Origin of the sequence: Gemella cuniculi DSM 15828 (genome assembly GCF_000425665.1) — a bacterium.
GTDB classification, from domain to species: domain Bacteria; phylum Bacillota; class Bacilli; order Staphylococcales; family Gemellaceae; genus Gemella; species Gemella cuniculi.
The window spans coordinates 21,608-35,105 of the sequence record NZ_AUDW01000017.1; the positions used below are offsets into that span (position 1 = coordinate 21,608).

The following is a 13,498-nucleotide window of genomic DNA, read 5'->3' on the forward strand; positions in this document are numbered from 1 at the left end:
ATTTTTTTGAAGAGTTGAGAAGCTCAAAATTGAATTTGAAGGAGACTATATTATAAATGAGTAAATTACACAAGTTAGTAGCAACAACAGCAATCGTATCAACAGTGGCATTTGGATTAGCACAAGTGGCTGATGCTGACACTTATACAATTAAAAAAGGTGATACTCTTTGGGATATCGCAATAAACAATGGAACAACAGTTGATCAGCTTATGCGTGATAATAATTTAACAAGTTCTTTAATCTTCCCAGGAGATAAATTAACTTATAATGCAACTGTAGAACAAGTAGCACAAGCGAAAACAGAAGGTTATTACACAGTTGTATTAGGCGATACTTTAGGGAAAGTAGCATCTAAGTTTGGTGTTTCTGTAGACCAACTTGTAAAATTAAACAATGTACAAAACCCTAACTTAATTTTTGTAGGAGAAGTATTGAAAATTAATGAAACTGCACCTAAAACTGCAGAAGTAGCTAAGGAAACTCCAAAAGCAGAAACTAAAAAAGAAGAAGCGAAAGCTCCAGCGAAAACTGAAGCACCAAAAGCAGAAACTAAGAAGGTAGAAACTCCAAAAGCAGAAACTAAACCAGCTACAACAACTCAAACAGTTGCTCAAGCACCAACTGCTCCAGCAGTAACAAAAACTGTAGCACCAGCACCAGCAGCTACTACACAAGTAGCATCATCTAACAAGGGTGCAGCGATTTATCAAGCGGCTTTAGCACAATTAGGAAGATACCAAGATTGTACAATGCTTGTAACGAACGCTCTTAAAGCTGTAGGAATTAACTTCCACGATTGGCCAGCAGGATACATGAGTTTAGGAACAGTGATTCCGGCTTCTCAAGCACAACCTGGAGACTTGATTTACTATGCAAACGGTGGAATGGGATTAGCTCATATTGCAGTTTATGCTGGTAACGGACAAGCTATCCATGGTGGATGGAATGGTAACCAAACAGTAGTTAACACTGCATACCTAGGAAGCGGTCCTGTATTTATCAGAGTAAGATAATAAAAAGTATAAAAAATTGAAAACACCTTAAACGTAGAGTTTAGGGTGTTTTTTATTGAATGATATTAATTAACATATAGGAGAAAAGTATAATTTTGGTTTCTACAAAACTGTGTGATCTGAACTTACAAATTTAACTTGGTTTGAGAGATATGTAAATTTTTTAGAATAACAGCTAGGTATATAATTAATAAATTTAAGTATATACATTCTGAAAGAAACTTGAAAAAGAAAAAAGTCTTATTATTCTAAGGATTAACTTTAAGAATATTGTTCAAATCGTTGTGTTTATTGCATTAACGGGATATGTGTGCATCATACTTCAAAAAACTAGAGTTTTTATTATTTAAATACCTTTCTTGATTTAAGAATTATTATCTAAGTTTTATTTCTTAATGAATGTTAATTTTTTGTAGTATATTTAGTATAAGGGTATGTTTTTTAGAAAAAAAGGGGAAAATTAATAAAACTTATTTCAGAAAAGTGCGATTTTGTTATTTCACTTCTTTATGAATTTATAGTATTAGAATAAAAGAACAAAGATAAGTATAAATTTTAAGGAAATTCTAATCTATGTAACCTTCAATAAAACAGATTAGATTGTTTTATTGAGGTTTTGGTTAAAAGTTCAAGTTTGATGGGAATACATATCTTACTTTTTTTGGAAATTAAAATTAAACTATGTAAGATTCGGAACTTTTTTGTTAACTCTTTTTAATTTGTAGATTTAAAAATTCTCTAAAACATTTTTTTGCATCAGCTAAATCTTTTGCATCGGGATGAGATTTAGACTCTTTTACCATTTCTACTAGATCGGGCGTTACCTTATGGATAAAATTAGGATCTTTCCAAGATAAAACTTTAAACACTATTAGAATTTTTGGATCTATTTTTCCTTGACAGACAAAGGTTTTTAAGATTTTATTATTTCTCTCTTTCATAAATTTTATGTAGTTATTTATAGAGTCATCTGCATGATAATGCTCACGAGGAACGCCGCATGTTAAAAATAATGCAACATTTTTATTTTTTATCTCTTGAGTATCAATGAAGTTTTGCATATTTTTATTTGCATTAGTTTTATCAGTCCATGCTCCTAAAATATATAAGTCATAATTTTCTTGTAGTTTAACTTTTTGTTTTTTTATATTAATAAAATTAACATCGGCAAGATTTTTGATTTCTTCGTAGATAGCTTCGGCTACTTTTTTTGTATTTTTTGTTTTGCTAGAGTAGGCTAATAATATTTTCATAAATTACCTCCGTATATTTCTAGTAAAATTATATCAAAAAATTAAAAAATTATATAGTATTAGTATTAATATATATTTTTTTCATCTTTGTAGGTATAACAACTTTTTTAAGATAAGTGCTGATTTAAAAGGTATTTTGAAAGTTGTATATTGTCTTAAATTGTAGTATTATAGAGTTGAGTAAGATTAAGGAGTTGTTTTTTTGTGGAAAAAGATTTTGATGTAACTAGTAATGCTTCGTTTATTGTATATAGAATAGAGATGTTAAATAAAATTAAAGCACCTAGAAGATTTATTTATGAATATATTGAACTTCAAAAGAAAGTAGGGAAGTTTCCTAATGAATTGGAGTTTTTGAGTAGCTTTTATGATAATAAAACAGGGAGCAGTGGGAGTTTTTTTCGAAATACAAAGTTAGATAATTATATTCTAGCGTACACTGGAACAAATTTTTATTTTGACAGAGAAAAAGATATGTATGCAGATGTAGTTGGTATTTGTCTAGGGCAAGGTGAACATTATACCCCTTGTTATAGATTTTATAAAAGAATGGTTAAAAAGTATGGGGATAATGTTATTTTAACAGGTCATTCATTAGGTGGAAATATTGCCCAAAGGGTAGCTTTGGAATATAATGTGCAAGAAACAGTTGTTTATAATGCAGCACCTCTTTATTTAGTTGATGGTATTGATATTTTCATGAATAAAGAAGATGATAATCTTCTGTACAAAGAACGAATGACCAAATATAGAAGAAATATTAACAAAATTTATAAAAAACAGCAGAAGTTTACAGGTTGTGTTAAGAGAATAGTTTCTGAAAATGATGTTTTTACCCGAATTGCGGAGTTGCTAGGGATAGGGTATTACATAGGGGATGAATATATTATAAAAGAGGCTGGGATGCATGGCATAAAAAGTTTCTTAGGAGTTCATCAAACAACACTTAGTTCTTTGTTTGGGGGAGAAGCTGAAATGAGTGAGTATTTGTCATCCGAGTACAAAGAATTTTCTTTAGAAGAAATAAGTTTACTTAGAATTTTTTCAAAAGGGATAATTAATTCGTTAGAAGGGCAATTAAAAACAACTTTGAAAAGCCAAACAATGCTAAATAATCTTAATAAAAACCCATACAAGGTGAATTTTGAAAAGTTTTTAACACAACTATTAGAGAAAATCGAAGAACAAAAACAAGAAAAGTTGGAGTAGTTAAGCCAACTTTTTTATTTGTTAGGGCTATGCTAGGAATATTTCTTAAATTTTTTATTGTATTGTAAAAACTAGAATGGTAAATTTTGGAATTTGAAAAGAATTTTAGAGATTAAAAATTATAGTTTTTATTAAAATATAATTTAAAAATTTATTAACATAGTTCATTACTGAAAAAAAAATAAAAAGATGATATAATATTATCAGTTCTATGTACAACAAAATCATAATAAAAATTTTTAAGGGATATAATTTTATAGAAAAGTATAAAGAAATTAAATGTTGTAGATTTGTAAAAGAGCTAGTATTTAGATTAATATTTAACAATAAGAATTTATAAGATATGTACTAACTTTTTAAATATTGTGAAGTTTTGTGTACAGGGGTAAGGAGGAATTAGAAATGGCAGACTATAAAATATTAGTTGTTGATGATGAAGAACCAATAGCAAAAATTTTGGACTTCAATTTAAAAAAAGAAGGATATGAAGTTATAGTTGCTAATGATGGAGAAAAAGCGGTAGAGCTTGCATTTAGTGAGAATCCTGATTTAATTCTTTTGGATCTTATGTTGCCGAAAAAAGATGGAATGGAAGTTTGTCGTGAAGTTCGTGCGAAAAAAAATATTCCTATAATTATGTTAACGGCAAAAAATAGTGAAATAGATAAAGTATTAGGATTGGAATTTGGTGCAGATGACTATGTAACCAAACCTTTTTCTACAAGAGAACTAATGGCACGTGTTAAAGTAAATTTACGACGTGTTACTAAGCAGCTTGAAGAAAAGGAAGAACAGAAAACAAGTAATGAACTAGTAATAAAAGACATAGTGATTTATCCTGAAGCATATATAATTAAGAAAAATGGTGAAGAAGTAGATTTAACGAGGCGAGAATTTGATTTATTCTACTATCTTGCGAGGCATCGTGGGCAAGTGTTGACACGTGAAAATCTTCTACAGACAGTTTGGGGATATGACTATTTTGGTGATGTAAGAACAGTTGATGTAACTGTAAGACGTCTTCGAGAAAAGGTAGAAGAGGATTCTTCGCAACCAGAGTATATTATGACACGTAGAGGTGTGGGATATTTTATAGGAGATGAGTAATGGGCTTCTTTAATAAAAAAATCAAAAGAAGAGTTTTTACGTCAATAAGGGTAAAGTTTGTGATAGTATATGTTCTTGTAAATATAATAGCCCTACAGTTAATAGGGTTATTTTTTACAACGCAATTAAGAAATACTAATATCAATACCTTTGAACAAAATATAATAGAGCAAGAGAAGGTACTAAATTATCATATTAGAGAAGAATTAGATAAAGATACTAATGGCTTACAAGAAAATACACAAAATACAACAGTGGATTCTTTGGAGTCAGGAAACAGTGGGACTAATGGGACTAGAGAAGTAACATCCGAAAATTCGACCTCAAAGGTAACGGATTCTAAAGGTAGGATTGCTAAACTTGTAAGTGAATTTAATATTCAAAAACTGTTGTTAGTAAGTGTAATTGACAACAATTCAAAAGTTCTAGCGGCTTCTTCTAAAAATGGAAGTGATGATTACTTGGCAAAAAGATCTTTTGATCCGTTGGTAAGTCAAGTTTTGAAAACAGGAGAAAGTGCTAAAAAAATTCAAAATAACGCAGACTCTAACAAACGTGTTTGGATTTATGTTAGTCCTATAAAGAAAGATAATGAAGTAATAGGTGTTATTTCTTTAATGGCAGATATAGAGAGCGTTTATCAGGAAGTAAATAGTATTACAAAAATATTTATTGTAGGAACGATTCTTTCTATACTAATAACAACCATTATCGGTTTTATTGCCTCAAAAACAGTAACAAGTTCTATTGAAAAAATGAATACCCAAGTTAAAACAATGGCTTCGGGAAATTATGGAACTGTGGTAGGGATAGATACTAACGATGAAATAGGCGATCTTGCCAAGGTGTTTAATAAAATATCGAAAAGAATAAAAGAAGAGCAAGATGTAACAGAAACAGAGCGAAGAAAATTGGCGACTATTATTGAAAGTATGATGGATGGAATAATTACGACAGATAATAATGGGAAAATTATTCTAATAAATACAAGTGCAGAGGATATGATTGGAGCACGTGATGATGAAATTTTTATAGGAAAAGATGCATTAAAAATTTTAAATATTACAGAGTACAATCATATTGGAGAGATAATAGAAGCAGAGGACAGCTTATTAGTTAATATTTCTAAAGATGATGAGAGTCTACTGCTTCGTGCGGAGTTTTCTAAAGTAGTTAAAGAGGAAAAAGAAGACTTGATGCAGATGTCAACTGAGTTAGAAGGTTATATTATAGTTTTATATGATGTAACAGATCAAGAACGTCAAGAAAAAGAAAGAAGAGAATTTGTATCTACAGTTTCTCATGAACTTCGTACTCCTCTTACAACTATGAATAGTTATATTGAAGCATTAGAAGAAGGTGTCATAAATGATAAAAAATTAGCACCTGAGTTTATTGATACTATTCATAAAGAAACTAATCGTATGATAAGAATGGTAAATGAACTTATGCAGCTTGGAAAAATGGATATAAAAGAAGAGCATTATGAAAAAGAATTTATTGATATTAATAAACTTATTGAGAGAATTGCAAATAGGTTCGAGTTAACTCACCCTGAAAAAAACTTTATAAAACATATTCCTAAAACTCCGATTTTTGTTGAGGGGGATCAAGATAAGTTAACTCAGGTATTTGATAATATTATGAATAATGCGGTAAAATATTCTCCAAACGGAAAAAATATTACAATAAGAGTAAGGCAAAATTATAATCACAATAGGGTGAGTATTTCTATAAAAGATGAAGGTGTGGGAATCCCGCTTGTTCATATTGATAAAATTTTCAATAGATTTTATCGAGTGGATAAAAGTAGACAAAGAAGCATGGGAGGTACTGGACTTGGTCTTGCACTTGCGAAAACTATTGTCGATGCGCATAAAGGGCGTATTTGGGCTCAAAGTAGAGAAGGATATGGAAGTATTATATTTGTAACACTACCGTGTGAAAAAATAGAAGATGAATGGCTATAGGAGGTTTTTTATGAAAAAAAATAAAAAAGAAACTATAAAATCCATTATCCTAGTACTGCTTGTAATATCTAGTTTAGTGTTATCCTATATTATTACTACTTATCAACCTGATTATGAAATATTTACAAGAAGATTAGGGCAGAAAATAACAGTTTCAGGCGACGCTGGATTGTTAAATTTTATGACTCCAGACTCTATGGTGAAAACTGAAGCAGGAGTTAGAGAAGAAGCTATCGTTCCAAATTCAATTACAAAAGTAGCGACAGTAGAAGCGATAAAAAATAAAAAAGTATTGAAAGATATTTTATTGGAAATTTCTAAAACTGAAAGTACAGAATCGAGGATACGTAATAGAAATGTAGAGGAACTAACTTCTAATAATGCAGAAAAATTAACTATAAATTATTCGGTTGCATTGGATTCTGCGTTGGTAAAACCACTATTCTTCTCAGAAGAAACCTCTAATGTTAGTTTAGAATTTGATACAATAGTTTTTCTAAAAGATAAACCTAATACTATATATCTATACAAAAAAGATGATAAGAATTATTTACAGATAAATTTAAAAGAAAATATTTATGATAAAATTGCAGATAAATTTAATCAAAATAAGCAAGAATATGCAAAATACAGTTTGAATAATAAGTTTATTTATCTTAAAGAAAAGATAGATGATAAAAATATTGATGAATATAGTGCAGAAGAAGTGAATCTTACGAAACTTGCTAAGGATATTTTTGAGAAAAAAGATAATTTGAAAGTAAGTAGTGATAATGAAGTTACAGATGGCTATGCAATACTTAAAGCACAGGGAAGTAGAATTATTTACACTAATCCATCCAACGAAGGGGGAAAAGAAGTAGGTGCAACTACAGCGATAACTAATGCAGTAGATTTTTTGGAATTAGGTTATGCTAATGATATAAATTACCAAATTACAAATTCTGTTGATGGAATTACTATTTTCCAAGAAACATATAAAGAATCTATTGTTTTCAACAAGGAAGGACATGCTGATATTATTGCTGAAGATAATAGTAATGGGATATACCGTTTAACCTCTCCTAAAAAAATAACAAAAACTTATCTTTCATCAAGAGAAGTAGGAACTTATGATGTTGAAAGAACGGAGTATGTGATTAACTATTTATATAAATATATTAATTTAACAAAGGTTAATGATATAGTTTTAGGATATGAGAAAACTTACAATAAAGATAGAAATAGCTGTAGTTATACTCCAACATGGTATATAAAATACAACGATAGATATATTAGTTTTAAAAAATTAAAAGAATCTATAGATAAAGGAGTGCAACTATGAACTGGGGAAAAATAAAAACATTGTTTATATATTTGTTTGTAGTGTTAAATATCATACTTCTTATCTTCTATATGCATACAGTTTACAAAAATAAAACGGAGATAGTTCAAGAAAAAGAAATTATAGAAAAATCTATGAAAAGTGACAATATAACTGTGGAAGAGGGGGCATCTAAAAAAGAAAATCTTGGATATGTGAATGTGACGATTTCTAATTTTAATGATCTAAAAAGAGATATTCCGAGTTTGAAATATGAAATAGAAACTGTTGATAAAGCCTCTGTTTTGAAAGTAACATCTGATTATGCAATAACTAATGTAAATAAAAATAATTACAGAGTAGATTTAGATACTTTTCTGTTAGAAAAATTCAAATCAGGGATAGGTTACGTTTTTTCTAGTTATGATGTAGAGAAAAAAGAAATAATATATGAGCAAACTATTGACGGGATAAGAGTATTTGATAATAAAAACGCAAGAATAGTTTTTAGTGTTGATAATAATGGTGATATAAAATATTTTGAACAAACAGCTGTAGCTAATATAAGAAAAGATAAAAATGAAGTTTTGACAGCGCAGTCGCAAGCAATAAATAGACTTTATCATGAAGATTTAATTCCTAAAAACAGTAAAGTGAAAGCAACATTAGGTTATTATACTTATATTTCTCAAACAGAAAACCAAGTATTAATTCCCACTTGGAATATTGAGATAAATACTAATGATGGTGACAGCATAAAAAATTATTATGTTGATGCAATAAATTTAAATATATTAAATAGAAGATAAGAAATTAGAAAAAGTATTTAATAGGAAAAGTAAAACTAAGAAGCTTAGTTTTTAAACCTTTGGTTAAAGGTATAAAGAAAAAATAAAAGAGACAGAACAAATTATAATGAATTCTCCATTTTTGTTTAAGGAAAAAGTCCAATTAGTTTGTTTCTATCTCTTTTTATTATATTTTATTCTACTGTAACTGACTTAGCTAAGTTACGTGGTTTATCTACATCAAGACCACGTGATGTTGCTGCATAATAAGCAAATAGTTGAGTAACTACAATACTTACAATTGGAGCTAAATCTTCATTGACATTAGGTATAGCATAGTCACCACTTCTAGCAAGTTTTTCTAATGTAATAATTAGAGTATTTGCACCACGACTTGCAACTTCACTGACATTGCTACGAGTGTTTAAGTCTAATTTAGTATTTGTTATTAGTGCTACTACTGGAGTTTTTTCTTCAATAAGTGCAATAGTTCCGTGTTTTAATTCTCCACCAGCAAATCCTTCGGTTTGGATATAAGAAACTTCTTTTAATTTTAAAGCAGCTTCACAAGCACTGTAGTAATCAATTCCTCTACCAATATAAAAGGCATTTCGTTCAGTGAATAAATCTTTAGCTAAATCTTCGATAGTTTTAGTATCATCAAGAATAGATTCGATAGCCGAAGTAATTACTGATAATTCTTGCTCAATATCGAACTTAGGTTTTTTAGAAAGCTGTTTAGCGACTTCATAGGCCAATATGCTAAGTATAGCAATTTGTGATGTATATGCTTTCGTAGAAGCTACGGCAATTTCAACTCCTGCATGAAGTAATAATGTATAATCGCATTCACGTGATAAAGTTGAAGCATCAACATTGGTAAGTACTAAAAATTTATAATCAGTATTTACGCTTCTAAGTTTTGTTAAAACTGCACGAAGATCCGCAGTTTCTCCTGATTGTGATAAGAAGATAAACATAGGTTTTTTAGATAGAAGTGGCACATTGTACGCAAATTCAGATGCTAAATGAACTTCTGTAGGAATACCAGCCCATTTTTCAAAATAATTTCTACCAACTAATCCAGCGTTATAACTAGTTCCACAGCCGATTATGTATAATCTATCTGCATCTTTAACATGATTAATAATTTCGTTGTCAATATTAATATCATGACCATTGAAGTAATGCGAAATAATGTTACGCATTGCACCAACTTGTTCGTTAATTTCCTTAATCATATAATGTTTATGTATACCTTTATCGATTTCTCCTGCATTTAAATTAGTAGAAAAAGCTTCACGCTCTACGCTATTTCCTTCTTTATCCTCAATAGTTACACTATCTTTTTTTACGATAACAATTTCGCCATCGTTAATCTCTAAGAAATTGTTAGTGTATTTAATCATAGCAAGAGCATCACTACCGACATAATTTTTATTATTTTCTCCAAGCCCAATTAATAATGGACTTTTATTTTTTGCTACGTACAAAGTATCTTTGTCTTCTACATCAATTAAACAAAGTGCATAAGAACCTTGAAGTTTAGAAATAGCTTTTTTGAATGCGTCTTTAGTAGAAAGACCACGTTCGCTATAAATTTGAACTAATTGAACAATAACCTCAGTATCTGTTTCTGATATAAGTTCTACATCTTTAAAAAATCTATCTTTTAATTCTTGGAAATTTTCAATAACACCATTATGAACTAAGATAAAACGTTTGTTGAAACTTTGATGAGGATGAGAGTTAGTGACATTTACCCCACCGTGAGTAGCCCAACGTGTATGACCAATCCCAATTTCCAAATGAAGATCACCTGGAGTAAGGTCTTCAAGATTTTTAATACGTCCAACAGCTTTAATAACTTTTGCCTCGTCATCAACAATTCCGGCAATTCCCGCAGAGTCATAACCACGATATTCAAGACTGCTAAGTCCATCAATTAAAAATCTAACCCCATTAGCTTCTCCAACAAATCCTACAATTCCACACATATTTTAAATTCCTCGCTTTTTCTTACTTTATTTTATTTAAGGTGAAATATAAAAATTACTATAAATATAAGTGTTAATTATATTTTCATTTATAAGAATAGTGCCTCATCTTTAGTCTTAATATTAGCTGCTATGAACAGGGTAATAATATGCATAACACAAGACTGATCACACAATTCAGATTTAATTTTTTGTATAAATCAATTCACCACTAAAGAGATAATAATGATTTTGTAGAATAATTAATTAGAATTTTAGTGTTAAATTTTTTTAGAAATTTTAATATGGAAAACTCCTAAGTTTAGTTTTCAATTATATATTTCAACTAAAAATTCTAATTTTCTTTTGTACATTATTTAACGAAACTCTTTAAATTCCGAAAAAGCATCCGCCGAATTTTCGATAACTTTTTTCCTCGTCAACTAAATTCACTTTAATCTTTAGAACTTAGTTCGGGCGCTATAATTATAAAGAACATACCTCCTAAACATATTCTATAACATTATACTAAATGAAAAGACTTATGTAAATTAATTTGATGTTTACTTAGTATAAAAAAGCATTAAATTTTTTAAAAATAAGAATAAAAAATGTTATTTTAAATTGTGAAATAAAGGCTAAGGGATAAACTTAAAATAGTTTTTATTAACTGTTTTTATTGGAAAAAGAGACCCAAGAATACTTAAAAATTCTTGGGTTTCTTAAATAAACTATTACAAATAGTATTATCTATTTTACTTCTTTAGCATTTTTCGCTTCATCAGGAAGTGTGATTTCACTTACTTTATTAACGTTAGAGTAAGTAATATTTTGTGTCATTTTCATGGTGTTGTTTGATGAGTTTTTAGCAGTTAGTTCCATTGTTGTTTCGTTGCTTATAGGTGTGAAGTCATTTTTCTTTACAACGTATTTAATAGAAACGTTTTTGAATTCTACATTATTAAGTATAGAATTAGCTTGTGCACCTGAACCAGATGATTTAAGGACAGCTGATATAAGATCTTTAAATTGCTCACCACTTCCAGAATATGTAAGAACATAATTACCATTTTCTTCAGTTATTTTGAAATCTTTTGCAACTTTTTTGTAGAAGTTTAAAATTTCATCAGAACTTGCAAGTTTCTTCATATTCTCGAATTGTGCAGTAATAGTGGCACTGGTATTTTTTATCCATTGATTTTGTCCAGTAGCTTTAATATAAGCTGCACCATCTTTAAGATACATTTCTACATTTTGTGTTTGATTTTGATTTTTTAATTCTGTAGTTGTATGCATAGCTAGAGGTTCTATTATTAAAGAACCAGAAAGTTTAGTTTCGATTTTACGAGTTTGTTCTCCAGAGATCATTTCAGTAACACTGTTAGATGTAAACTCTGTGCTTTTCATGTTTTTAGAAGCCTCAGTTGATTTAGTAAGTGCTTCTTCTGCAGTTATTGATTTATTACCACACGCACTAAGTGCAATAGTAAGCAATAACGTAGTGATAATTAAAATACTTTTTTTCATAAATTTAATCATGATAGTTCTCCTTAATATAATTTTATTTGATTGTATTGTAACATAAAATAAATTTAATTTCCACAATAAACATATTAAAAAAATAAATATATAGCTTGAAAATCTAAGAAAATAATAAGTTTTTTTTCAAATATTATAATATAATTTTGTTTGTTAAAATGTAGAAATGTTTAGTAGAAACAGGAATTGATTGTTAAATTTTTTTGAGAATAATAACAGAAGAAAAAATTTAAATTTTTATTGACTTATATCAATAATGGATATATAATTATATCAAAGATAGATATATCAATAATGGATATAGATATTGAATATCTCTTATTTAAGTAAAGAAGATGAGAAAGGAATGATAATGTGGCAAAAGCTAGTCCTTATGAGACAGGTGAACTTACAGATAGTATATTTTTTACGCTTTTGGTTCTGACAAAACCTGTTCATGGGTATATGATAATGCAAAAAGTATCTGAAATAACAAACGGTTTTGTCATTATAGGGCCAGCTACGATGTATACAACTCTAGGGAAAATGGTTGGTGTAGGTTGGATAGAAGAACGCAATGTGGATTCTTCTAAAAAAGAGTATCATACCACTCCTAAAGGTTTGGAGATTTTAAGAAAGAATTTTCAACAAAGAAAGTTTCTTTTAAATGCAGCTAATGATTTTTTAAGGGAGGAGTTATAATGGCTAAATACAAAATAGTGCATTCGTTCACCTTGAGAAATAAATATTTTCTAAAAAGATTAGAAAAGTATAGCGAAGAGGGATGGCACTTTAACAAATGGTTATTATTTTTTATTTTGTTGAAACGTGGTGAACCGAAGAAATATAAATATTCTTTAGTTTATGATAAGAAATTTAGTAAAGATCGAAAGATTTTCTATGAAACGGCAGGTTGGAAAGTTGTTAGGAATAGTTTTTTCTGGCAAATTCTAAGAGGAGAACCTAATGCAGTAGAACTTTATACGGATAATCTTAGTGAAGAAGAGATGTGGAAATATCGTATAAGATTTACAGGTATTTTATTTTTATTTTTTACAATTATTGATTTGTTTTTATTAATCTTTAGCACAAGAATTAAAAATAATATATTGGAATTTTTATGTGGAGGATTTTTTGGAGCGACAGTAGGCTTTATCATAATAAATATTTACTTCTACATTAAATATAATATTGTGAAAAAGAGGAGGAGTGAATATGAGTAAATAAATATATTCCGATTTATGTAAGTTATGATAAAGTAGCAAAAATATAGTTTTGTTGAACGATAAAGGTGTCTAGTAAGAATTATTCGTAAGTTGTTATTTGAAATCTTAATGGACAGAATATAAGGAGGACAA

Annotated in this window: 11 protein-coding genes; 8 read left to right on the forward strand and 3 right to left on the reverse strand. The window is 28.9% G+C overall.

What is annotated here, in order from left to right; translation table 11 throughout:
* The first annotated feature begins 56 nt into the window (after positions 1-56).
* The gene (locus tag H612_RS0101970; protein ID WP_027129938.1) at positions 57-1,016 is read left to right on the forward strand and encodes a LysM peptidoglycan-binding domain-containing protein; all 960 of its coding nucleotides are present in this window, start codon (positions 57-59) and stop codon (positions 1,014-1,016) included.
* Positions 1,017-1,720: 704 nt separating this feature from the next.
* Here H612_RS0101970 and H612_RS0101975 read toward each other — a convergent pair.
* Positions 1,721-2,269 (reverse strand): flavodoxin family protein, encoded by a 549-nt coding sequence (locus H612_RS0101975; protein WP_027129939.1) that lies wholly within the window; start codon positions 2,267-2,269, stop codon positions 1,721-1,723.
* A 204-nt stretch (positions 2,270-2,473) separates the two neighbouring features.
* Between H612_RS0101975 and H612_RS0101980 the strand changes: the two genes are divergently transcribed.
* The 5 genes from H612_RS0101980 to yycI all read left to right on the forward strand — a co-directional run bounded on the left by H612_RS0101980 (position 2,474) and on the right by yycI (position 8,667).
* A complete protein-coding gene (locus tag H612_RS0101980; RefSeq protein ID WP_027129940.1) occupies positions 2,474-3,478 on the forward strand; it encodes a Tle-like phospholipase domain-containing protein in 1,005 nt (334 codons plus the stop codon).
* A 402-nt stretch (positions 3,479-3,880) separates the two neighbouring features.
* On the forward strand, positions 3,881-4,585 hold the full coding sequence (gene yycF / locus H612_RS0101985) for a response regulator YycF (protein WP_027129941.1): 705 nt from the start codon (positions 3,881-3,883) through the stop codon (positions 4,583-4,585).
* Positions 4,585-6,555 (forward strand): ATP-binding protein, encoded by a 1,971-nt coding sequence (locus tag H612_RS0101990; protein WP_027129942.1) that lies wholly within the window; start codon positions 4,585-4,587, stop codon positions 6,553-6,555. Before yycF ends, H612_RS0101990 begins: the two co-directional genes overlap by 1 nt.
* 10 nt (positions 6,556-6,565) lie before the next feature.
* Entirely contained in the window at positions 6,566-7,879 is a 1,314-nt protein-coding gene (gene yycH, locus H612_RS0101995) for a two-component system activity regulator YycH (protein WP_027129943.1), read from the forward strand.
* Entirely contained in the window at positions 7,876-8,667 is a 792-nt protein-coding gene (yycI, locus tag H612_RS0102000) for a two-component system regulatory protein YycI (RefSeq protein WP_027129944.1), read from the forward strand. Before yycH ends, yycI begins: the two co-directional genes overlap by 4 nt.
* Before the next feature lie 173 nt (positions 8,668-8,840).
* Here the strand turns inward: yycI and glmS are convergent, their stop codons facing one another.
* The gene (gene glmS / locus H612_RS0102005) at positions 8,841-10,643 is read right to left on the reverse strand and encodes a glutamine--fructose-6-phosphate transaminase (isomerizing) (protein WP_027129945.1); all 1,803 of its coding nucleotides are present in this window, start codon (positions 10,641-10,643) and stop codon (positions 8,841-8,843) included.
* Positions 10,644-11,372: 729 nt separating this feature from the next.
* Positions 11,373-12,161, reverse strand: a complete 789-nt coding sequence (locus H612_RS0102010) for a DUF6612 family protein (protein WP_035500162.1) — start codon at positions 12,159-12,161, stop codon at positions 11,373-11,375.
* A 354-nt stretch (positions 12,162-12,515) separates the two neighbouring features.
* Between H612_RS0102010 and H612_RS0102015 the strand changes: the two genes are divergently transcribed.
* Positions 12,516-12,842, forward strand: a complete 327-nt coding sequence (locus H612_RS0102015) for a PadR family transcriptional regulator (protein WP_027129947.1) — start codon at positions 12,516-12,518, stop codon at positions 12,840-12,842.
* Positions 12,842-13,363, forward strand: a complete 522-nt coding sequence (locus H612_RS0102020) for a DUF2812 domain-containing protein (protein WP_027129948.1) — start codon at positions 12,842-12,844, stop codon at positions 13,361-13,363. Before H612_RS0102015 ends, H612_RS0102020 begins: the two co-directional genes overlap by 1 nt.
* Positions 13,364-13,498 lie beyond the last annotated feature (135 nt).

What these genes read in the sequence shown, in the direction of transcription:
- H612_RS0102020 (WP_027129948.1), top strand. Translation starts at nt 12,842, where the DNA reads ATGGCTAAATACAAAATAGTGCATTCGTTCACCTTGAGAAATAAATAT.
- yycH (WP_027129943.1), top strand. Translation starts at nt 6,566, where the DNA reads ATGAAAAAAAATAAAAAAGAAACTATAAAATCCATTATCCTAGTACTG.
- glmS (WP_027129945.1), bottom strand. Translation starts at nt 10,643, where the DNA reads ATGTGTGGAATTGTAGGATTTGTTGGAGAAGCTAATGGGGTTAGATTT.
- H612_RS0102010 (WP_035500162.1), bottom strand. Translation starts at nt 12,161, where the DNA reads ATGATTAAATTTATGAAAAAAAGTATTTTAATTATCACTACGTTATTG.
- yycF (WP_027129941.1), top strand. Translation starts at nt 3,881, where the DNA reads ATGGCAGACTATAAAATATTAGTTGTTGATGATGAAGAACCAATAGCA.
- H612_RS0101975 (WP_027129939.1), bottom strand. Translation starts at nt 2,269, where the DNA reads ATGAAAATATTATTAGCCTACTCTAGCAAAACAAAAAATACAAAAAAA.
- yycI (WP_027129944.1), top strand. Translation starts at nt 7,876, where the DNA reads ATGAACTGGGGAAAAATAAAAACATTGTTTATATATTTGTTTGTAGTG.
- H612_RS0101970 (WP_027129938.1), top strand. Translation starts at nt 57, where the DNA reads ATGAGTAAATTACACAAGTTAGTAGCAACAACAGCAATCGTATCAACA.
- H612_RS0101990 (WP_027129942.1), top strand. Translation starts at nt 4,585, where the DNA reads ATGGGCTTCTTTAATAAAAAAATCAAAAGAAGAGTTTTTACGTCAATA.